Source organism: Tatumella sp. JGM130 (assembly GCF_018257525.1).
Classification (GTDB): domain Bacteria; phylum Pseudomonadota; class Gammaproteobacteria; order Enterobacterales; family Enterobacteriaceae; genus Tatumella; species Tatumella punctata.
In genome coordinates this window covers 24531-46984 of the sequence record NZ_JAERJS010000019.1, presented here as the reverse complement: position 1 = coordinate 46984, position 22454 = coordinate 24531, and the positions used below count along the sequence as shown (strand labels likewise).

The 22454-nt window shown below is 51.0% G+C and carries 17 protein-coding genes; 9 read left to right on the top strand and 8 right to left on the bottom strand.

Translation table 11 applies throughout. From position 1 onward, the window contains the following. Positions 1-8 precede the first annotated feature (8 nt). Positions 9-1523: an anion permease gene (locus tag JK211_RS10475; protein ID WP_212708624.1), complete on the bottom strand. Its 1515-nt coding sequence runs from the start codon at positions 1521-1523 to the stop codon at positions 9-11. Positions 1524-2130: 607 nt separating this feature from the next. On the opposite strand from JK211_RS10475, the gene JK211_RS10470 reads away from it, so the two are divergent. Further along, positions 2131-4920 (top strand): flavocytochrome c, encoded by a 2790-nt coding sequence (locus JK211_RS10470; protein WP_212708623.1) that lies wholly within the window; start codon positions 2131-2133, stop codon positions 4918-4920. Positions 4921-4957: 37 nt separating this feature from the next. Then, the gene (locus tag JK211_RS10465) at positions 4958-5914 is read left to right on the top strand and encodes an FAD:protein FMN transferase (RefSeq protein ID WP_212708622.1); all 957 of its coding nucleotides are present in this window, start codon (positions 4958-4960) and stop codon (positions 5912-5914) included. A gap of 107 nt (positions 5915-6021) precedes the next feature. Here JK211_RS10465 and JK211_RS10460 read toward each other — a convergent pair whose 3' ends face one another. From JK211_RS10460 to JK211_RS10445, 4 genes are all read right to left on the bottom strand, one after another. After that, positions 6022-6237: a DUF6500 family protein gene (locus tag JK211_RS10460; RefSeq protein WP_212708621.1), complete on the bottom strand. Its 216-nt coding sequence runs from the start codon at positions 6235-6237 to the stop codon at positions 6022-6024. Between the two features lie 61 nt (positions 6238-6298). Next, a complete protein-coding gene (locus JK211_RS10455; RefSeq protein ID WP_212708620.1) occupies positions 6299-6760 on the bottom strand; it encodes a hypothetical protein in 462 nt (153 codons plus the stop codon). 100 nt (positions 6761-6860) lie between these two features. Beyond that, entirely contained in the window at positions 6861-7973 is a 1113-nt protein-coding gene (locus tag JK211_RS10450) for a metallophosphoesterase (RefSeq protein WP_343876666.1), read from the bottom strand. Between the two features lie 343 nt (positions 7974-8316). Beyond that, positions 8317-9552: a chloride channel protein gene (locus JK211_RS10445; protein ID WP_212708619.1), complete on the bottom strand. Its 1236-nt coding sequence runs from the start codon at positions 9550-9552 to the stop codon at positions 8317-8319. A 541-nt stretch (positions 9553-10093) separates the two neighbouring features. On the opposite strand from JK211_RS10445, the gene lpxP reads away from it, so the two are divergent. Then, on the top strand, positions 10094-11014 hold the full coding sequence (lpxP, locus tag JK211_RS10440) for a kdo(2)-lipid IV(A) palmitoleoyltransferase (protein WP_212708618.1): 921 nt from the start codon (positions 10094-10096) through the stop codon (positions 11012-11014). A 459-nt stretch (positions 11015-11473) separates the two neighbouring features. On the opposite strand, the gene JK211_RS10435 is transcribed toward lpxP, so the two are convergent. From JK211_RS10435 to JK211_RS10425, 3 genes are all read right to left on the bottom strand, one after another. Beyond that, positions 11474-12733, bottom strand: a complete 1260-nt coding sequence (locus JK211_RS10435; protein ID WP_212708617.1) for a glycoside hydrolase family 68 protein — start codon at positions 12731-12733, stop codon at positions 11474-11476. A gap of 1008 nt (positions 12734-13741) precedes the next feature. After that, entirely contained in the window at positions 13742-14041 is a 300-nt protein-coding gene (locus JK211_RS10430; protein ID WP_212708616.1) for a phage holin, lambda family, read from the bottom strand. Positions 14042-14089: 48 nt separating this feature from the next. Next, on the bottom strand, positions 14090-15337 hold the full coding sequence (locus tag JK211_RS10425; RefSeq protein ID WP_212708615.1) for a glycoside hydrolase family 68 protein: 1248 nt from the start codon (positions 15335-15337) through the stop codon (positions 14090-14092). Positions 15338-15629: 292 nt separating this feature from the next. Between JK211_RS10425 and JK211_RS10420 the strand changes: the two genes are divergently transcribed. The 6 genes from JK211_RS10420 (at position 15630) to JK211_RS10395 (ending at position 22424) form a co-directional block, all read left to right on the top strand. Further along, the gene (locus JK211_RS10420) at positions 15630-15824 is read left to right on the top strand and encodes an ogr/Delta-like zinc finger family protein (RefSeq protein WP_212708614.1); all 195 of its coding nucleotides are present in this window, start codon (positions 15630-15632) and stop codon (positions 15822-15824) included. Positions 15825-16386: 562 nt separating this feature from the next. Next, a complete protein-coding gene (locus tag JK211_RS10415; RefSeq protein ID WP_212708613.1) occupies positions 16387-18741 on the top strand; it encodes a TonB-dependent receptor domain-containing protein in 2355 nt (784 codons plus the stop codon). Positions 18742-18805: 64 nt separating this feature from the next. Continuing rightward, entirely contained in the window at positions 18806-19834 is a 1029-nt protein-coding gene (locus tag JK211_RS10410) for a hemin-degrading factor (protein ID WP_212708612.1), read from the top strand. Beyond that, positions 19831-20652: a hemin ABC transporter substrate-binding protein gene (locus JK211_RS10405; protein ID WP_212708611.1), complete on the top strand. Its 822-nt coding sequence runs from the start codon at positions 19831-19833 to the stop codon at positions 20650-20652. Before JK211_RS10410 ends, JK211_RS10405 begins: the two co-directional genes overlap by 4 nt. After that, the gene (locus tag JK211_RS10400) at positions 20642-21649 is read left to right on the top strand and encodes an iron ABC transporter permease (RefSeq protein WP_212708610.1); all 1008 of its coding nucleotides are present in this window, start codon (positions 20642-20644) and stop codon (positions 21647-21649) included. The genes JK211_RS10405 and JK211_RS10400 overlap by 11 nt, the downstream gene beginning before the upstream one ends. Then, the gene (locus JK211_RS10395; RefSeq protein WP_212708609.1) at positions 21642-22424 is read left to right on the top strand and encodes a heme ABC transporter ATP-binding protein; all 783 of its coding nucleotides are present in this window, start codon (positions 21642-21644) and stop codon (positions 22422-22424) included. The genes JK211_RS10400 and JK211_RS10395 overlap by 8 nt, the downstream gene beginning before the upstream one ends. Positions 22425-22454: the final 30 nt, after the last annotated feature.

Here is a 22454-nt window from a genome sequence, read left to right as displayed (position 1 = left end):
CCGATCTGTCAGCCGAAGACCATCGCCATCCATGGATAGCCGATAAGCAGCAGGGCCGCAAGAAAGATAGCCCCGAAAATGGTCCCGAGACGCCAGTAATCGGCGGTTGGCAGATAGCCGCTGCCATAGTATATCGGGCTTGGTCCGGTACCGTAAGGGGTGATAATCCCCATGATCCCCAGGGATGTGACCATCATCAGACAAAAAACCTGCATATCCAGGCCCGGGATAGTGGCGGCAATGGTCAGCATCGCCGGCAGCAGAGCGGTGGTATGTGCCGTGGTACTGGCGAACAGATAGTGCAGCAAAAAGAACGCCACCACTAAGATAAGGCTGGCGACGCCCGGCGATATTCCGCCCATCAGTGCCCCGCCTTCTTTACCCAGCCAGCTAATAAATCCGGTGGAGGAAAGGCCATCAGCCAGGGCGACCAGGGTGGCAAACCAGGCAAAGGTATTCCAGGCGGCTTTATTACCGGTGATATCGCTCCAGTTCAGTACCCCGGTCCATAACATCAGGGTAATGACCAGCATGGCAGCCATCGCCGGTTCAATCCAGCGGGTGGCAAAGATCCACATTGCCAGAGCAGCGCAGACAAAGACCAGTAGCAGAATTTCGTTACGCGACAGTCTGCCGAGTTTCTCCAGCTCACGGGTTGCCCAGCGGGGGACTTCATCATTGACTTTGACTTCCGGCGGATAAAACAGATACGCCAGCAACGGCATCACCAGAATCAGGATCACTCCGACCGGCAGAAAGGCGATAAACCAGTTACCCCAGGAAATCGTGATACCGGTGATACTTTTAACCAGCGCCAGGGCCAGCAAGTTGGGGGCCAGAGCAGACAGAAACATAGAGCTGGTAATACAGGCCGCGGTAATGGCGACCCACATCAGATAAGAGCCGATCCGCCTGGCGCTGGGGTCATTAGGCTTAGAGTCATACAATGGCGGCAGGTTGGCAATAATCGGGTAGATGGTGCCCCCGCTACGGGCGGTGTTGGAAGGCGTAAAAGGGGCCAGCAGTAAATCAGCAAAGGTGATGGCATAACCGAGAGTCAGGCTGCGGCGCCCCAGGTATTTCACCAGTATCAGGGCAAGACGACGGCCGAACTGCGTTTTGTCATAACCGGCAGCAAACATAAAGGCACCGAAAATCAGCCATACAGTGGAATTCCCGAAACCACTGACGGCCCATTTAAATGATTGTCCGGCCAGTTTAAACCCGGCAGCAGCCTGTTGTTCCGGGCTGAACAGCAGCCACTGACTGAACAGTGCAATCACGACTACGCCGGTCAGACCAATCACTGCCCCGGGTAACGGCTCAAAAATCAACCCGACAATCACCCCGACGAAAATAGCGAAGAAATGCCATGCATAAGGAGGAAGTCCTGCCGGCACCGGTACAGCTAATAACAACAGTGCAACAATTATTGGCAGCAGCAACAATATCAAACGGTTTTTTTTGCCTGCGGCAGGGGGAGACCCGTTCAGCGGCGGTGCAGTATTTAATTTTACGTTCATCGTCTTTTTCTGTTAGTAGTTTAAATATTAAGGTAGCAGCGTACAGGTAATATTGCATTTCCGGCGATAGTTTTATTCCGTATGAGCGGAAGCCGTTGAAATAGCGCTTGTAATTATATCCGGCATAGTACCTCATCTGACTGACAGATAAAGTGTTTATATCATCGGCGCTCTCTTTTTTTAGCCGTTGATCCTGATCAACGAACTGGAATTAAAATTTTATTTTTTAAATTATATTTTTAAATTCGAGGTGTTGTAGCGACTTTCAGGGTTAATCAATATCTGGCAGAATAAAAAACTGCCTGTCAGTTTTATTATAGATAAAAGTAGTTAATTAGAGGATCTGTTAACCTTACCGGTCAGTTTATCTTGTTGTTTGTTTGTAATTCGCTTGTTAATCTGAACTAAATAACCTGATTGGTATTTATCAGGCCGGACCAGATAATCAATATATTTAAAACTCTTTTTTTTGAGTTTAATTAATGTATGTCATAAGTTTTTACCGGGGGGTGTGATTGAATCCGGTCATCTGTTACGGGGGCGATAATACCGACCATCCCCGTGATATTCTGCAATAAAAAGCATCAGACATTTTCCGGAGTAGATCATGACATATCCTGATCCGCAGTTAGCGGAGCCGTTAACCCTGTCCTGTGGCACCGTGCTGAAAAATCGTTTAGTGATGGCCCCGATGACGACCTGTGCCGGATTTTATAATGGCAGTGTGACCAGTGAACTGGTGGAATATTATCGTCAGCGTGCCGGTGAAGCTGCGGTGATTATTGTTGAATGCTGTTATGTGGAAGATAACGGACCTGCCTTCCCCGGCGCTCTGGGGATTGACAGTGACATGAAAATTACCGGGCTGGAGAAAATAGCCTCCGCGATAAAACAGCGCGGTTCAAAAGCGGTATTGCAGATTTATCACGGTGGCCGGATGAGCGAACCCCTGCTGATTGGTGGCCGCCAGCCGGTCGCTCCCTCCGCGGTTGCTATTCCCCGGGAAGGGGCAGCCACACCACGGGCATTATCGGCTGAGGAAGTCAGTGGTATGGTGGAAAAATTCGGCCAGGCGGTTCGCCGCGCGATTACCGCCGGATTTGATGGTGTGGAAATTCACGGGGCAAATACTTACCTGATTCAGCAGTTTTTCTCTCCCCATGCTAACCGCCGCGATGACCAATGGGGCGGTAACAGCGAAAAACGCGCCCGTTTTCCGCTGGCGGTGCTGGACATTACCCGTCAGATGGCCAGGCAGTATGCAGAACCGGGCTTTATTATCGGTTACCGTTTCTCTCCTGAAGAAACGGAGCAGCCGGGTATTCGCTTTGCCGATACCTTGTATTTGCTGGATAAACTGGCCTCTGCCGGGCTGGATTATGTCCATTTTTCGATGAATCATATTTTGCGCAGTTCACTGGTGGATACCGCTGACCGGCAGCCATTAATTGATAAATATATGGCAGGGCGTTCAGCTGCCCTGGCGACAGTGCCGGTAATTGGTGTGGGCAGTGTTACCGGGCCAGAGGATATTACACAGGCCTTTTCGCACGGTTATTCTCTGGTGGCTGTCGGCCGGGCAGCGATTGCCAGTCCGGCCTGGAGCCAGCGTTTACTGGCAGGAGAATCCCTGACATTAACTATCGATAATCGTCAGCGCGAGGCATTATGTATCCCTGAACCGCTCTGGTATTTCCCGCAGGTTGCCGCCATGGTACGGGATATGAGCCTCGCCACGGGCAAGTTTGCTGCCGGTAGCTTCCGTGAAACCCTGCAGGATGATCAAGGGGACAGTCAGCTTACCGTAGTCCTGTCAGAAGACCGCATTACCGATCTGATGCTTGATGCCGCGCCAGCGGAAGATGTCGAATTTACCACCCATTTTAAGCAACTGCGCTCGCGGATCCTTGATGCCAACAGTCCTTATGTGGATGCGGTGACCGGGGCGACGACCCGGAGTGAAGAGATTAAAAAAGCGGTAGCCAGGGTGATGATGACCTCAGCACGCCAAAGGTTACAGCAGGAAAACGGGGGTCAGCCAGCCTCTTATGATGTGGTGGTCATTGGCAGTGGCGGGGCCGGGTTAACCGCGGCCATTCAGGCCAGTGAGCTGGGGGCGAAAGTCCTGATTGTCGAGAAAATGCCGATCCCCGGCGGGAATACTCTGAAAGCGTCGGTCGGCATGAACGCAGCGGAAACCCGTTTCCAGACACTTAAAGGGATCAGCGACAGTAAAGAGCTGTTTTATCAGGAAACTCTGGCCGGCGGCCAGGGGAAAAATAATACAGTATTGCTGCATGAATTTGTGGAGCAGGCTCCGCAGGCTATCGACTGGCTGGCAGAGCGCGGCATTGTATTAAGTGATATCACTATCACAGGGGGGATGAGTATTGACAGAACCCACCGTCCGGCGGATGCCTCTGCGGTCGGGGGCTATCTGGTCAGTGGTTTACTGAAAAATATTCAGCAGCGTCCGGAGATTGAAATTATGACGGATACCAGTGTGACCGGTATTTGCTGTCAGGACGGACAGGTCTGCGGGGTAACCCTGCTGAATGCACAGCAGGAAAGCCAGGACATCAGTTGCCGCAGCCTGGTGGTGGCGACCGGCGGATTCAGTGCTAACCCGCAGATGGTGGTGCATTACCGCCCGGATCTGGCAGGGTTTGTGACGACCAATCATCCGGGGGCGACCGGCAGTGGTATTGCCCTGCTACAGACGCTCGGTGCCGGAACCGTGGATATGGGGGAAATACAAATCCATCCGACCGTCGAACAGACAACCTCCTACCTGATTTCTGAAGCCATACGTGGCGGTGGGGCGATTCTGGTCAGTCAGCAGGGACAACGGTTTATCAACGAAATGGATACCCGCGATAAGGTCTCGGCCAGGATTATTGGTTTACCGGAAAAAGCCGCATGGATTATCTTTGACCAGCAGATCCGTGAGCATAATAAAGCCACCGAAACCTATATTGCCCGCGGCTTTGTAATCAGTGCCGGGACCCCGGCAGCACTGGCTGCGGCACTGGCGATGGATACTGCTGCGTTACAGACCACCCTGGATCAGTATAATCGTGTCGTGACACATCAGCAGGCAGATATCTTTGGCCGTACCACGGCACTGCGGCAGCCGCTGGATCACGGACCTTATTATGCTATCCGTATCGCTCCCGGGGTGCATCACACCATGGGCGGCGTTACCATCAATACCCGTGCCGAAGTCCTCGGGCAGAACCGCCAGCCACTGGCCGGGGTATTTGCCGCGGGTGAAGTGGTCGGTGGTATTCATGGCGGTAACCGGATTGGCGGCAATGCGGTGGCAGATATTGTTATCTTTGGCCGTATGGCGGGTGAAAATGCGGCCGGGTATGCGCTGCGTCAGCAGCAGGACTGACGACAGGCCCGCAGATCACCGCAACGGGGTACAAACAATGGACAGGACACAGGGCAGTTACTGCTACAGAGCGGTAATGATGGGGACGGATATTGAATTACAACTGGCCGGCCATCAGCCTGAACTGGCACGGCAGGTTTTCCGTATCATTCAACAGCTGGAAAATCTGCTGACGGTTAACCGGCCAGATTCTCAGCTGATGGCGGTGAACCGCGCGGCGGGGCAGCATGGGGTAAGTGTTGACCGGCAGGTATTTGAGCTGATTGACTGTGCTCATCAGGTCAGCCTGCAGGGCGGCTGTTTTAATCTCGCCATTGGCCCGCTGGTGAAATGCTGGAAAATTGGCTTCAGCGGTGATTCTGTGCCGTCACCGGCAACCCTGAAATCGTTACTGAATCTCTGTGACCCGCGGGCAGTGGTGCTGGACAGGCAGCGCTGTTCGATTTTTCTGACCCGGCCCGGTATGGAAATTGACGCCGGGGCGATTGCTAAGGGCTATATCGCCGACAGGGTATGCGGGTTTCTGCAACAGCAGGGTACGCGACAGGCGCTGATTAACCTGGGGGGGAATATCAGGGTGACAGAGGCGGTTGCGCCGGCAACCGCGTGGTCAGTCGGGTTGCGTCAGCCCTTTTCTGAACACGGGGCCTTACTGGGCGTGATCACTGTGAATGACCGGTCGGTAGTCACCTCAGGTGTCAGTGAGCGCTATTTTATTTGTGGCGGCCGCCATTATCATCATATTCTCGATCCCCGCAGCGGTTATCCGCTGGATAATGATTTACTCAGTGTTACGGTGATCAGTGCCGACTCTGTCAGCGGCGAAATTCACAGTACACAATTGTACGGAATGGGGCTGCAACGGGCCGGTCACTGGCTGACAACCCGCCATGATATTGAAGCTATTTTTGTCACCCGTGACGGCCGGGTGGTCTGCCCGTCACAGCGGCAGTTCAGCTTCCGGCAAACGGCCGGCATGCCGGTAACCGGCTGAGCTGTCGCTGTGAAATAAGATTTCCGGGCGCTGATGCCCTGCGTGAACAGCGCCAGGCGGTACCGTCTGGCAGCATTGTCTGATGATCGGACGGATTCAGCAAAGAACTACAGGGCAGAGACGAGAGCTTTTATTTTCTCCGCTTTTTCAAAGTGATCCAGTTTCATCTCCATAATCCACCAGTGGGCGACCTCCATCAGCAGGTGCGGGTCATCATTTTTATTAGCAAAGAAAGCATAAAAAGACAGCCCGGCAGTACTGCCTCTGGTGGCGATTTTTGCTTCACAGATCCTGATAATCTTCTCTCTGAGGGCCGGGCGCATGATAATTCTCCGTGATGATCTTTGATCTGAAGGGGATGATAATTCAGGACTGTCAGAATATTTATCCATGCTTTATTTCCGGTATCACCTGTCTTTTCAGCTGTCTTCTGATTTCATCCTGTGTATTACTGAACTCAGGGAAATGATCTACCAGTTTATCCAGGTGGATAATCACTTCGAGCACCGGCAGGGAAAATACAGCATTTTTCTGTCCGGCAGTACGACATTCGCTTAATGCCGAGTCTATCTGGCTGATCAGAATATAATACCGTGAGATTGCCATCATCTCCGAATAGCGGGCTGTTTCTGCGTCGCTGATACGACTGTCGACATTTTTTACCGACGGCAGAAAATCAATAATATCTCTGGCTGTTTCATTTAACTCCCTTATTTTCCTGTCCCAGCGGTCTCTGTTCCATTGCCTGCTGCCATTCATAATAGCGATATACGAAATTATCGCTGCTGCAATGGCAATGGCAGCTGAGGTCACATCTGCGATAGCCGAAAACCACTCTGCTTTCATAACACCCCTTTATCTGATCCGCCCCACCCGTGTACCTGTCAGACAGAGACACCACTGGCGGGCTATTTTTCCCGGCAGACAGTCTCTCTGTGGTACAGGATCAGCCTTTCTGTAAGGTAAATAAGGTAATCTCTGACGGATGTCCCAGTCTGAGGGCAAACCCATTCCATAATCCGGTCCCGTTGCTGACATACAGCAGCATCCGGCCCAGCCGGTATTCCCCGGAATAAAATCCATGATTCGCCCGTTTCACCAGTAAGTCCAGCCCCGGGACCATACCGCCGTGAGTATGGCCGGACAACTGCAGGTCGGCTCCGGCCGCCGCATTCTGCCGGGCATTGACTGGCCGGTGATCGAGCAGAATCAGGGTATCACCGGCAGAAACGCCCTGCAGGGCTTCTGATAATGCCGGACCGGGCTGCGAAAAACGTAATGCGGCTTCATCGGTAACCCCTGCTACGACAATACTCTGATTACCGCGATAGATACGTACCGACTGATTAAGTAATTCCTGCATTCCCAGAGCGGCTGTTTCTTTCATCCATGCGGAAAAATTAACGTAATACTCATGGTTACCGGGGATTGCCAGTACCCCGTCTCTGGCATGTAATTGTTTTAACGGTGCAACATCTGCGCGGCGATTTTCGACAGTACCATCGGCAATATCACCGGTCATGGTGATTAAATCCGGCTGCAGGGCATTGGTACGCTGTACCACCTGCGCCATCCACCCGGCACGTAAGAGAGAACTGGCATGTAAATCGGTCAGCTGTACCAGCCGGTAGCCTTCAAATGCCGGGGGCAGGTGAGCAATGTTGACTGTCACATTTTTGACGGCAGGCACTTTGACGGCCTGCCAGGCGGCATAACCGGCGACCAGCAAAGAAATAATCAGCAGTCCGTGACTGACCGGCATTTGTCCGGTCAGAGGATGCCCTGCCAGCCGGGCGATGCCGCCGATCAGTGCCTGTATCAGCAGCAGTAAAGTGAACAGTATTTCTGCGCCAAACAGGGCATTGATCGCCACCATCATTGGTTGCGGGAATTCGGGGGAAAAGATATTACCGAACAGCAGCCGGTAAATCAGATGACATTCGGCGACCAGTAATACGGCAATAAAAAGAATGACTCTGAGGGCTGTCGGAAAGGGAAGGTGTAAAATAAAACGCCAGCCAATCACCAGCGCCATAATCGGGGTAATAAAAGGTAACACGTCCACTCCTGTCACTGGTTATCGTCAGTTTAACTCTAGCACTGCACAGGAAATTAGCACACGGATAATTCCGTACCCTGCGTCATCAGCCGGACAAAGTTTCGACAGGAACGGGTGGTGACAGGCCCGCGGAGAACCGTGCGTGTTTCACCCCGGCGGCAGCGGCTTATCGTCTGTGGCCGGTTAAATCAGCAGAATACAGGGAATAAGATAGCTGCCCCGCTGTGGTAGTTGCGGGCCTGAGAATGGCGGACATCGAAAACGGAAGCGGCCCGGCGGCGCTGCTCTTCGCGTCGTCAGACAGCAGGGATTCCGGGCGGCCTCCCCGCGATAAGCAATATCGTTATTTTAGTTTCTCTATGGCGTAACAGGTGGCAAACGAGCCTCCAACCGCCAGCATTATCGGGATCACCAGAGAACCGTCCGCATGGGTAAACTCAGCGGCCAGTGTAATGGCTGTCAGTGGCATTTGCATTGAGGATGCAAGAAAGGCTGCGGCACCGATCAAGGCAATTCCGGCCTGATCGCTGGCCGGCAGAAATGAAGAACAGCAACTGAACAGGATACTCGCCAGCAGGGCGCCGAGAGTAAAGCCGGGGGTTAATACGCCGCCTTCAGCCCCGGCGCGTAATACGGCACCGACTAAAATGATTTTCAGTACCAGTAAAATGACTGGTAGCATACCGCTCAGATCACCATACAACGCCAGCTGGGTCGGGCCTTTACCATTGCCGGGTAACTGCGGAAACCAGACAGACAGCAGACCGGTCAGTCCAAAACTCATCAGGCATAACACCGGCATTTGCCAGTTTGTTTTCACCCCCTGACGGGCACGGGCGGTGTAACGGCGGAACAAATGGGCGGCGCAGCCGAAAAGGGGAGATGTCACTATCGCCCAGAGTATCAGAGAATGATCCGCGACAGGCGCTGTAAAATGATACTGAGAGCCGCTTCCCAGACCGAGACTGGCAACCAGTGCGGCAATGGCGGAGGTCACCAATGCCGCAAGTACACAGGACCCGCGGAAAGAAACCAACAGTACTTCCAGGGTAAACAGCGCCCCCGCCAGCGGGACGTTATAGACAGCGGCCAGACCTGCGCCTGCACCGCAGGCAATAATCACTTTACTTTGTTCCGCCGGCAGCTGAAAACGCCGTGACAGAGACGTTGCAGCCAGCGCACCGATTTCCCGCGGGGCAACTTCACGTCCGAGGGGAGAGCCCAGCCCGACGGTAATAATCTGCAATAAGGCATGGATCAGCGTAGTAATAAAAGGCATCGGATGGCGGATATCTTTTACGGCGGCAGCAACCGACACTCTGGGTTTACCGTAACGGGCCAGCAGCCACCAGCCGATTCCGGCAATCAGACCACCGCACAGCAGTGCAGTAACACGCCGTTCAGGGCTTGCAGCACTGACACCCTGTAAAAAGCTTTCTGCACTGATGATCATATGCTGGCTATAGCCAAAACCCAGATGTTGTACTGAGTGTAATAACATCGCCAGCAGCATGCCCCCCAGCCCGGATAACAGCCCGGTCAGTACAACGACTCCGGAAAATTTATATGACGTGATCATTCGGCAGCCTTTACACAATTAAACGTTAACCTGTTGAACAAACAGCAGTATGACAAAACCTGATGTCATCCTGCTTCAGCAACCGTGCTTTCGGCGGACTGGCAGCGAAAAAAAAGATATTGTTCTGATAAGTATCAGAATTTAATTAATTAAAATCATTAATGTCATATCGGCGTTATCTGAAGCTGATATTTACTGGTTTCGTTACCGTAATATAAAAACTTCCTGTCGGGGTGTCATTGTTCAGACGTTTACCGATAGTAACCATATTTTATAAATATTTTAATAAAACAAACGGATACATCTCTATAGTGCTCAGTATGTAACCACAGGGTGGCGAATAACCGCGGGTAATTCAATAATTATTCGTAACTGCTCATATTTCCTATATCATCTCGCCGTTAAAGACCATACCATTAGTTTCCGGAAAGATAGTCACGGACCTAAATTGTTACATTATGGTTTCTGAATTATTTATCCGCGGGCTTGTCTTAGTTAGTGGACGTAGCGCGATCTCTGCTTATGAATTGGTGGTACTGGTATGAAAAAGAGTCGTGGATTCAAACTTAGCTTCCTGAATCCCAAATATTTTATGTTATGGCTGGGTATGGGCATTTTGTGGTGCCTTGTTCAGTTGCCTTATCCGCTGCTACTGTGGCTGGGAAAATCGCTTGGTTCATGGTCACAGCCCTTCCTGAAAAGACGTAAATCTATTGCCCGCCAGAATATCCGGCTGTGTTTTCCGGGGATGAGTCAGCAGGACCAGGAAAAGTTTCTGCAACGAAATTTTGAATCTCTCGGACTGGGCCTTATCGAAACCGGTATGGCGTGGTTCTGGTCAGATAAACGAATCCGCAAATGGTTTGAGGTGGAAGGTCTGCAAAATCTGCAACAGGCTCAGGCTAATCAGCGGGGAGTCATGTGTGTGGGTGTTCACTTTATGTCTCTTGAGCTGGGTGGCAGGGTGATGGGGATTTGCCAGCCGATGATGGCAACGTATCGTCCGCACAATAATCCGCTGATGGAGTGGATACAGACCCGTGGTCGTTTGCGCTCGAATAAAGAGATGATTGACCGCAGGGATCTGCGCGGAATGGTCAGTAAACTGAAACAGGGTGAAGCCGTATGGTTTGCCCCTGATCAGGATTACGGCAGTAAAGGCAGTTCGTTTGTTCCGTTTTTCGGGGTGGATAATGTCGCCACCACTAACGGGACTTATGTGCTGTCGCGTTTATCCCGCGCAGAATTACTGACCATTACGCTGGTACGTAAATCGGACGGCAGAGGCTATAAATTACATATCGAAGCCCCGTTGCAGGATTTTCCTTCCACAGAAACCCTGGCAGCTGCGTATATGAACCGTGTGATTGAGAAAGAGATTATGCGGGCGCCGGAGCAGTATATGTGGGTTCACCGGCGTTTTAAGACCCGGCCGATGGGTGAAGCTTCGTTATATCTCTGACAAGGACTGGCAGGCGACGGGCCTGCCGTCTGTTCCTTTACTCTCTCTTTATTCTGTGAATAGTTAGCGGTTACTCTGCTCTTTTTACTGCACGCCTGTGATCCCCCCCTGTTGTAACAGAACTGTATTCGATGGCCGGTGAGTACTGCTATTTCGCCGGTTATCCGCCGTGTGGCAGAGACTGCCACAACGGGGAACCTGAGCTGATATACCGGCGACCCGTTCAACGGGTAATCCCTGCTGTCACTGCTTCGTGACCGGCGCTGGCAGGCAGATTTTTCCGGTGGCCTGCGGACTGGCGGATACGGATAGCGGTTAATCGCGCGGCGGGGGAAGAACTGTTTATGGCAGCGACCGGGCTGGCAGAGAACAACAGGAAACGGAATAACCGGGAAAAAAATGGCTGAACGCAGAAAAATGCTGACGCAGCATTGGCTGCGTCAGCATTGAGAGGGGGGGTTATTTAACGACTACGTTCTCCATTGGCGGAATAAAGCCGTAATCGAATTCTTTGACCATAAAGGTACGGTTGCCTTCGATTTTGATTTGTACGGTCGGCGCTTCAGTACCACCAATCCGGTACTCTCCGTCGTAGTCACCATTGCTGGTCGGTACGGTATCGATAAACGATGTCACCAGGCCATTTGGCATCACACAGTGTGAATAGGTCTGTAATGGCTGAGAGGACGGATTACCTAATACCAGTCCGGAACCGTTCAGCGGCTCATAAGGCCCGAACAGTGAATCACTGACAAAACCGTATACACCGTCAGGACCTGTCAGGTTATCCGCATAAGTTGATTTATGACTGATGGTGAACAGGTAGTATTTACCATCTTTAAACACAAAGTGCGGACGTTCAGTCTGGTCATTGACACCAACCGCAGTAATCAGCGGTGGCAGCAACTGCCAGTCATTACCTTCTTTATCTTTGGCGGCTGCCAGTCCGATACAACCGGTCTGATAGCGTGCACCACCGACATCGTCATAACCCGGGGGAATATCACCCATATCATCGCTGGTAATGACATGTGAACCGCGTTCTCCGGCGACGTTCCCTTCAAACACCATATACAGGTTGCCATCGTTCGGGTCGATGAACGGGCTCGGGTCGCGGAAACCCCAGTAAGGGTTTTGTTGTTCGGTCTGGTAGTAGAAACCATCGGCAGAAAACAGCTCGATAACTTCTTCGAAACCGGACAGCGTCACACCACGGTTATCGGCAGCAATTTTACCTTTAACTTTAACGATAGTCGCGCCCGGAGTGACACAGGTGTAATACAGCTCAATATCACCATCTTCGTTCAGCAGGATAGGAGTACCCGCCCATTCACGGGTGGTGGGTGATACACCTTCAGCCATTACCCGTCCGCCAAATGTCCAGTTAGTACTGTCTTTAGAGTACCAGTAACAGATACGGGCACGGCCATGACGGTTGTTCCAGTCCGTATAAATGTCGTAATTACCGTTGGCATCCAGATATTCAGATGGCTGACGATCTGCGGTCAGGGTAAAAATAACTGACCAGCCATTCACTGATACAATGTTACCGTCGTATTTACGCAGCGGCAGAGTATCCCAGATAAATACTTCATCGCTCATGACCGGGAAGTCAATGCTGACCACTGGCTGAGTGGTGGTAGGATCATCCGCTTTGACTTTAAGTGCATCCGCACGGCTCCAGGCAGTAGTCTGAACTTTATCTTGTAAATTTTTCATAATTAAAAACCTCCGTAGTTAAGTGAGGCTTCATAAAAACACGCCGGAGAAATAAAAAAAATCAGTCACTGATTTGCCAGCTTTCACACAACAAACACAATGAAAATTAAGGAGTTTATGTTGTGTGGTGGCAGGAACAAATAACATCGTTTGTGAATAAATAAGCGGGATGACATGCTGTTCTGTTTTTTTATTTTTCCTGCCAGAAAAATAACCCTCCCGTGATAAGAAATATTATTTTTCAGATAATCGGATGTCGTGAAATAGCCTGTTGCAGAAACAATAACGTAAAAAGACTTGCGGGCAGGAATGGTGAGCAGTTGCCTGATGGTGTCTTATCACCGACCAACACTGATTGCAGAGATCCGTACTTAATCCGGCTCGCGGCTCAGTACAATTCAGAATGAAGACTGAAAACGAAATTGTATTTCAATGGAATTGCCATCGGGAAAATGAATAGCCACCCGGCAGCCATAAAGTAAACCCGCTTAACGGAAGGTGGTGATGTGCGGTGGTCATTGATTGCGGGTTTCGGCCGGATAATTGCTGGCTGTTATGGGGTTTACGCGCCTTCCTGTGGTGATCCTTAGCGAAATCTTCCCTCAGCAAACACCTGAATGGACCATAAAGAGAGGGGGTTCCGGCAGTCGGCAAAACGATAATCGCGGTGTTTTATGATACGCCGGTGATAAAAGGAGAAGGGTCACTGAGCAGAGGCTGGTTTTCCGGACCCGGAGGAGGAAAAATATAAAAAAACAGGCCGGGAAAATTCCCGGCCTGATGCTGTAAGGCACTTACAGAGCCCGGTACTGTTACTGATAACAGACAGGGTACTCCGGGTGACTTATGTAAACCACGATGTTAACAAATATTAGAAATGCCCTATAATGTATAGGGTTATGTGGTGATAACTCAGTATTCCCCATAAAAATTTATAACCAAGGATGAGCACAGAGCCCCCTTACCCGGCCGGATATTTACCCGCAGCGATCAAGCGCCGTGAAGAAATCAGATTCGTTTCATAATAATGCGATTGATCCAGAAGCTGATTTTTTTAACACCCATAAATCCGATAAAACCGCCAACCGAAACAGTCAGCTGGCTGGAAACACCTAAATAATTCATCAGAGATACGGAGACAAAGGTAAGGCAGCCACAGATCCCGCCTTCAAGTAAGGTTTCTATAATATTTCGTCCCGAATAGATCATCCGTAATAAAGCCATAAAGACGGAAATAAAAACCCCGAAAAAAACCGAATCTCCGCGAGCCACACCTTTAACCGCATTCACGATATTATTTATGTCCACAGTCATTTTCCCGATAAAAGCGCGACATCAGCCGCGCGGTATTGTTAATTACCTGACAACAACGTTTTCAGTTGGCGGAATAAAGCCATAATCAAGCTCTTTCACCATAAACGTCTGGTTGCCTTTTATTTTCAGCTGAACAGTCGGTGCTTCTGTCCCGCCGACACGATAACCGCCATCGGATTCAGGCACACTGTCAATAAATGAGGTCACCAGACCATTAGGCATCACGCAGTGCGAATAAGTCTGATAAGGCTGAGAAGACGGATTGCCGAGAACTAATCCGGAACCATTTAATGGCTGGTAAGGGCCAAATAATGAATCACTGACAAAACCATAAACACCATCAGGGCCGGAAACACCATCACCGTAAGTATATTTATGGCTGATAGTAAACAGATAATACTTTCCGTCTTTAAATACAAAATGCGGACGTTCCGTCTGATCGTTAACCCCCACGGCAGTAATTAGTGGCGGTAATAATTGCCAGTCATTACCTTCTTTATCTTTGGCAACGGCAAATCCGATACAGCCGGTCTGGTAACGTGAACCCCCGACATCTTCGTAACCGGGAGGGATATCACCCATATCGTCGCTGGTAATAATATGTGACCCGCGCTCTCCGGCAACGTTGCCTTCAAATACCATATACAGGTTGCCATCTTTCGGGTCGACAAACGGGCTGGGGTCACGGAATCCCCAGTAGGCATTTTGCTGCTCTGTCTGATAGAGGAATCCGTCCGCAGAGAACAATTCGGTGACCTGAGTGAACCCTGAAAGGGTTACGCCACGGCCATCTGCCGCTATTTTTCCTTTCACTTTGACAATGGTCGCACCAGGGGTAACACAGGTGTAATACAGCTCAATATCACCCTGTTCGTTTACCAGTACAGGGGTACCGGCCCATTCACGGGTTGTCGGGGAAACCCCTTCGGCCATGACTTTCCCGCCATAGATCCAGTTCTTACTGTCTTTTGCATACCAGTAGCAGATACGGGCACGGCTGTGACGATTGGTCCAGTCACTGTCAATATCATAATTACCGTCAGCATCTTTATATACTTCTGGCTGACGCTCGGCAGTCAGGGTGAAAATGACAGACCAGCCGTTTACCGAAATAATATTCCCGTCATATTTCTTTAATGGCATTGTATCCCAGATAAAAAGCTCATCACTCATTACCGGGAAATCAAGGCCAACCAGCGGCTGAGTCGTTGTCGGATCATCACTGTGAACTTTCAGGGCGTCAGCACGGCTCCAGGCAGTCGTTTTCACTTTATCGATTAAGTTTTTCATTTTAAACCTCCGTAATTGAATGAGGTTTAATAAGAGCACGTCGGAAAATATAATTAAAACGTATTCTATTTTGTAATAACCCACACAACAAAACACGTTATAAAAAAATACATTGTTGTGTAGTGGGTGACAGACCAGATAATGATAGCTTTGTTTGGGAGGATAAATAAGTATCTACAGCCAGATAAAAAGAAGATAGAATCTTTAATTTATTAATAATCATTAATGCAGTGATTGATCAATTATACCTCTTTTTGTTTTAAAATTATTCAGTGAAAAATAGGTGGTACTTATGATGCGTTGCCCGATCTGTAACAAGCCGGCCCACACTCGTACAAGCCGTTACTTAACCGATACAACCAAGGAAGCATACTATCAGTGTCAGGATATAACCTGCTCCTGCACGTTTAAAACAATAGAGAGTCTGGAGCGAATTATATGTGCACCGATGGCAAGAAAGGAACAACGGACAATCGCTGCCATCTAGGAATAATCTTATTATTATTTTAATTTTGAACTTTTCATAATTTTTGAAAAAAGGACAGGGTGTTAGTCGTAAGAAGTGATGGAATGAATTTTTTCCGGCCGGAAATGTAGCTACATTTTATCCTTCATTACCCTGAAAATGGCATTCACAGGGATAAACAGCAGTATAAAAACGACTGCTGTTTATTCATTTCAATAATTTAGTTTAATGAGTTGTTTTTATTTTGTTAATTATTGTTTTGTTTTGATTAAGTAATTCCCCGATAGTTTTAGTCTGCCAGCGATTATGTTAACCGCTTTTACTGTTCAATGGGTTGTCGGCCAATACTGCTACTGACAGCATTAACAGCCATGCCACAACCTCCCGAAGGCCCGGATGTCTGCAGCTGAGAGGTTCACAAATTTACCCCTCCCACTATTGATAATGGTTATCATTTTGATATAGATTATCATTCCCAAAAAAAGAGGCGAATAAACGCACAATCTATCAGGGGATAATCAAATCATTCGTTTGCATTTATCTGCCGGCAAACGACATTTTTGGCGTGTCTGGACTTTTTACTATGCATAAATTTATAAATCAGGGCAAAATCAAACCCGTATTATTTCAGGTTACCGCAATTGCGATCTCGGTACATGCTGCCTGTAGCTTAGCAGCAACGGACAGCCCCTCTGCCGGAGATGATCAGGACGCCGGGGCTCAAATTACCGTCCGGGCGGCAGCTCCACAGCTCAGGGCTGATAACCGGAAAACACTCACCGCAGAGCAGATGCAGAAACAGGGGGCGAATGATTTTGGCAGCTTAATGCGCTACCAGACGCTGGTCAGTGCGACCGGCGCCAGTGGCGGATCCGGTAACGGTAAGAGTGGCTTTGACCGCGGCGGCTATACGGGATACAACATCCGGGGCATGGAAAGTAACCGTGTCGGCATTGATGTGGATGGCGTGGAATTACCTTCAGCAACCGGCCGGGGGTATGTTGGTCGTACAGGAGTAAATACCTTTGGTATCGGGCGTGATTATATTGATCCCTATCTGTTCGGTGTCATGGATATTGATGCCGGCGCGACCGCGGTTTCCCAGCCGAATACCTCTATTGGCGGGATCGTATCTTTCCGTACCAAATCTCCTGATGATTATCTGAGTCCTGATAAATCAAGTTATTTTGGCTATCAGTCCGATTACGACTCTTCCGACCGTGGCTGGCACAACGGTATTACTGCGGCGGCGGGAGACGAAGCACTGCGCGGAATTTTTGTCCTCAGCCGGCGTGATGGCCAGCAAACCCGGAATAACAGCGGAACCCTGTCTGCCTATCCTGCTAACTGGCATTCGACGGCATTTCTGGCCACGGGTATCTGGCAGCCTGATGATTTGCACACACTGACAGGTACCTTCAGTTACTACGATAAAACCAATCACACCCACTATGATACCTGGGATTCCGGCGGTACCGCTGTTATTGGTACCAGTCACCAGTCCAGCGCGACCCGGCGTGCAGGGATAAATCTGCAGGATGAATATACGCCGTTAACTACGTGGATTGATTCACTGACCACCCGTTTTTACTGGCAAAAAACCCATGCTCATGACAATACTCTGGCTCCCTACGATACCGGTGTGATTGGCCGGACTCATTCTGACTACAATACAGACAGTATCGGATTGAGCAGTGAATGGCGTAAAACTACAGGGCGTCATGAGCTGAGTGCTGGTCTGAATGCCAGCGAAGATACGACCAAACGCCCGTTCAGCCAGTCGCCGCTACCACTGGCCTATTATTCGGTAATGCAGCCTGAAGCAGACAGTAAATCTACCCGACTCGGCGCTTTTGTCCGCGATCGGATCAACTTTGCTATCCGGGAGCATAATTTCGCGATTACGCCGGGAGTCCGTGTTGCCTACCAGAAAACCAGACCACAGAACCTCTCTTCACTGACTGCCGGTAGTTCGGTACTGACAACGGACGCGGTCAGTACCCTGTACGGTTCAGGCAGCAGTGATACTCAGATATTACCGTCTCTGACCCTGCAATACTCCCTGAATCCGCAATTACTGACCTATATTAAGTATCAGCGCGGCGCTGAGTTTCCGAATGCCAGCCAGCTTTATGGCTCATGGAACCTGGGATCCAGTTATGCGGGACGCGGGCAATATGCCCTGATTGGTAATTCAGCCCTGAAAACCGAAACCAGTAATAACTTTGAATGGGGCCTGACCGGGCAATTGATCCCCGGGGTGACTTTCAGCGGTTCCTTGTTCTATAACCAGTACGATAATTTTATTGCTTATACACGTTATAACCGCAGCAGCTCACCGGGCATGTTCAGCCGTGTACCGTCCAATATCTACACTATTTACCAGGCCGAAAACCGGGATAAAGCCTTTATCTATGGTGGTGAAATCAATACCCGAATCAATATCGGCCACTGGGTCGACTCTGCTGATGGTCTGAGCGCCAGTCTGGCGCTGGGTTATACACAAGGCAAATCGAAGTCCTCTCTGAGTGGTGACAGCTATACCGATCTGGACAGTGTGGCGCCGATGAAGGCCGTGGCGGGAGTGGCGTGGGATGATCCATCAGGCCGCTGGGGGAGTGCGGTAACCGCGACCTTTGTGAAGGGAAAACAGGCGCAGCAAACCACACGAGATACCATCACTACCGGTACGGTTACCTCACAGGACAGCCCTTATATGCGCATCCCGGGCTACGGTATGGTCGATGCCACCGCATACTGGCGGGTGACGAAAAATGTCAAACTGAGCGGTGGTGTCTATAACATTACGGACCGTAAATATATTGATTATCTGAGCAGCCGTGAACTGAAAACCTCCACGCCACAGGATCGTAATAATGTTGCGTTAGCCGTGATGCCGGGCCGTACTTTCCAGCTCGGACTGAACGTCGATTTCTGATTATTTATTATCTGCCTTGTCGCTGCGGCAGGGCACTCAGGGAACAGAGAAGTAAGGAGCCTATATGAACACAGTTTATCAGCAATATCTGCAATTAAAGCGACAACATCCGTCAGTCCGTGCACGGGATCTGGCAAAAATGATCGGTATCAGTGAGGCCGCACTGCTGCAGGCCAGAATGGCTGAAGGCGTACAGCAGTTGCGTGCCGATTTCCCGGCATTACTGGAGGCCCTGGAAGGGGTCGGGGAAACCAAAAATATTTCCCGCAATGAGTATGCGGTTCATCAACAGACCGGCAGCTACCATAATCTGCATATTGGCCCCCGGGCAGGGCTGGTCCTTAACCCGCGCCAGCTGGATTTACGTTTCTTTATCTCTGAATGGCAAAGTGCTTTTTATCTTCAGGAGCAGACAGCCGGTGGTGAACGGAAAAGTATTCAGATCTTTGATGATAAGGGAGCGGCAGTACTAAAAATTTATACCACCGGAAAGACAGATCTTCCGGCCTGGCAGGCACTGATCACCCGGTTTGTGCTGCCACATCCGCAAATACTGTCACTGAATACTACTCCGGCGGCAGAGTTTTCTGAGCAATTTGATGCACAACAGGTTGAGCAGGAATGGCGTGAAATGACCGATGTACATCAGTTTTTCCGTTTGCTTGGTCGTCATAATATCAGCAGACAGCAGGCTTTTTCGGCAGTCAGTAATGATCTGGCGCAACAGGTCGGCCCACAGGCACTGGGACAGTTGCTGGCGCTGGTGCAGCAGGCCGGCAACGAAATTATGATTTTCACCGCTAACCGTGGCTGTACGCAGATCTTCACCGGCGTTATCGGGAACATCACCTCCCGGGAAGGCTGGCTGAATATATTTAACCGGGACTTTACCCTGCATCTTCAGGATCAGCAGATTGCGGAAAGCTGGATCACCCGTAAGCCGACCGCTGACGGACATGTCACCAGTCTGGAATTATTTGCTGCCGACGGCAGGCAGATAATCCAGCTTTATGGACAGCGCAGTGAGGGAAATCCGGAACAGCGGCAGTGGCGTGAGCAGATCGAATCCCTCACCGGAGACCTGGCCGTATGAAAATCGCCGGCCTGATACTGTGTCTGCTGGCATTACCGGTGTTTGCCACCCGGCACATTGTTTCCATCGGCGGTGATGTCACCGAAATCGTTTATGCACTGGGGGCCGGTCAGCAACTGGCAGGGCGTGACAGTACCAGTATTCGTCCGCTACAGGCCAGAAAATTACCGGATGTCGGTTATATGCGTCAGCTGAATACAGAAGGTATTCTGGCGCTGAAACCATCGCTGGTTTTGGTCAGTGAACAGGCCAAACCTTCGCAGGTATTGGAACAGCTTTCACAGGCAGGGGTGAAGGTGGTGCCTGTGAGCGGAGAAAACTCACTGCCTGCCATATTGCAGAAGATCACCACTATTGCCGCCGCACTTAACGAAAATGTCGCGGCACAGCCATTATTACAGCAGGTCAGGCAGCAAACCGAGGCTATCCCGTCTCATCCCTTAGCTATCAGGGCGCTATATATTATGGCAAACAGTGGTATGACGACCCTGGTGGCCGGTAATCAGACCGCTGCAGATGTGGCAATCCGCAGTGCCGGACTGATTAATGTGATGGGCAGTGTGCCTCATTACCAACCGATGTCTGCTGAGGGCATTATTGCTGCCGCACCGGATCTGGTACTGATGGATGCCGGTGGCGTGGCGGCCCTGGGCGGGCCGTCTAACGTCTGGCAGTTGCCGGGCCTGGCCATGACGCCGGCAGGGCAGCATCAGCGGTTATTGTATGTTGACCAGATGGCCTTGCTGGGATTCGGCCCGGATACACCACAGGCAATACGCCGCTTACGCCAGGATGCAGAAAAAATTGATGCACAATAGTCAGCGCTCACTTCTCTGGTTAGGCACGCTGGGGCTGGTATTGCTGGTGACATTACTGGTGGCCAGTCAGTCAGGCGCAATAAAGTTATCCCTGGCCAGTTTATGGCATCAGGCCCCGGGGAGCCTGGAGCGTAATATCTGGCTGAATATCCGCTTACCCAGGGTATTACTGGCAGCCCTGGTCGGAATAGCACTGGCCGTATCGGGGAGTGTTATGCAGGGGCTGTTCCGTAATCCTCTGGCTGACCCCGGACTACTCGGGATCAGCAGTGGCGCAGGACTGGCTGTGGCAGTCGCGATAGTTATTCCGCTGGCACTCCCGCCGGTGCTGGTAATGTGGCTGCCGATGCTGGCGGCTTTTACCGGCAGCATGCTGGTCACGGTACTGATCTTTAAACTCAGCCGTGTTACCCGCGGACATCTGTCACGTTTATTACTGTTCGGTGTGGCGATCAATGCCCTCTGCGGATCCAGTGTCGGGGTGCTCTCATGGATCAGTAATGATCAACAATTGCGTCAGCTCTCCCTGTGGGGCATGGGCAGTCTCGCCCTGGCCAGTTGGCCAGCCCTGTCAGTCTGTGCGGTGCTGATCCTGCCTGCGGCAATCCTGAGTTTATGTTGTGCCGGACAGCTTAATATGCTGCAACTGGGAGAAGAAGATGCCCATTATATGGGGGTAAATGTACTGCGGACCCGGCGTCAGTTACTGGTGCTGAATGCCTTACTGGTCGGCACCGCGGTCTCGGTCAGTGGTGTGATTGGCTTTATCGGACTGGTGATCCCGCATCTGATGCGTCTGTGTTTTGGCAGTGACCACCGCATGGTATTACCTGCATCGGCCCTCAGTGGCGCTATCTTACTGCTGCTGGCGGATACCCTGGCTCGTACTCTGGTAACACCGGCCGAAATGCCGGTCGGGTTGCTGACCAGTCTGATCGGTGCGCCCTGGTTATTCTGGATGATTATCCGTCGGCAGCGGGAGAACGGGGATGTATGAACTGACGGCACGCTCGGTCGGAGTCATCAGTGGGCAACGCCAGCTGTTGTGTAATATCTGTCTGCAATTTGTCCCCGGAGAAATGGTCGCGCTGATTGGGCCAAACGGGGCCGGGAAGTCGACCCTGCTGCGGGTACTCAGTGGCTATCTTGCGCCGGACAGCGGACAGTGTCTGCTACAGGGTAAACCGCTGGCTGACTGGCCCGGCCGGTTGCTTGCCCGGCAGCGGGCAGTGATGCGTCAGCAAAATACACTGACATTTTCCCTGACGGTGCGCCAGGTCATCAGCCTTGGCAGGGCGGTCTGGCCACGCCAGCAACAGCCACAGCAGCAGATCGTCAGAGAAGTCGCCGCACTGACCGGTTGTCAGGTGCTGCTGGAACGCAATTATCTGCAATTATCCGGCGGTGAACAGCAAAGAGTACAGCTGGCGAGGGTACTGGCACAGCTATGGCGTGACGGCGAACCGCAGGGCTTTTTATTTCTTGATGAACCGGCTTCTGCGCTGGATCTCTACCACCAGCAGCAGATCCTTCGCTTACTGCACCGGCTGACACGGCAGGGAAAACTGATGGTATGCAGTGTACTGCATGATCTTAACCAGGCATCCTTATGGGCGGACCGGGTGTTACTGTTACATCAGGGATCGCTGGTGGCAGAAGGAACCGCGCAGCAGGTACTGAGAAAGGATATTTTAGAGCGCTGGTATCAGGCAGAACTCAGGGTCAGTACGGAAGGGCCGCAGCAGAAACCGCAGGTGATGCTACTGCCATAACCGCGGGTAACCGCCCGAATCACGGGCGGC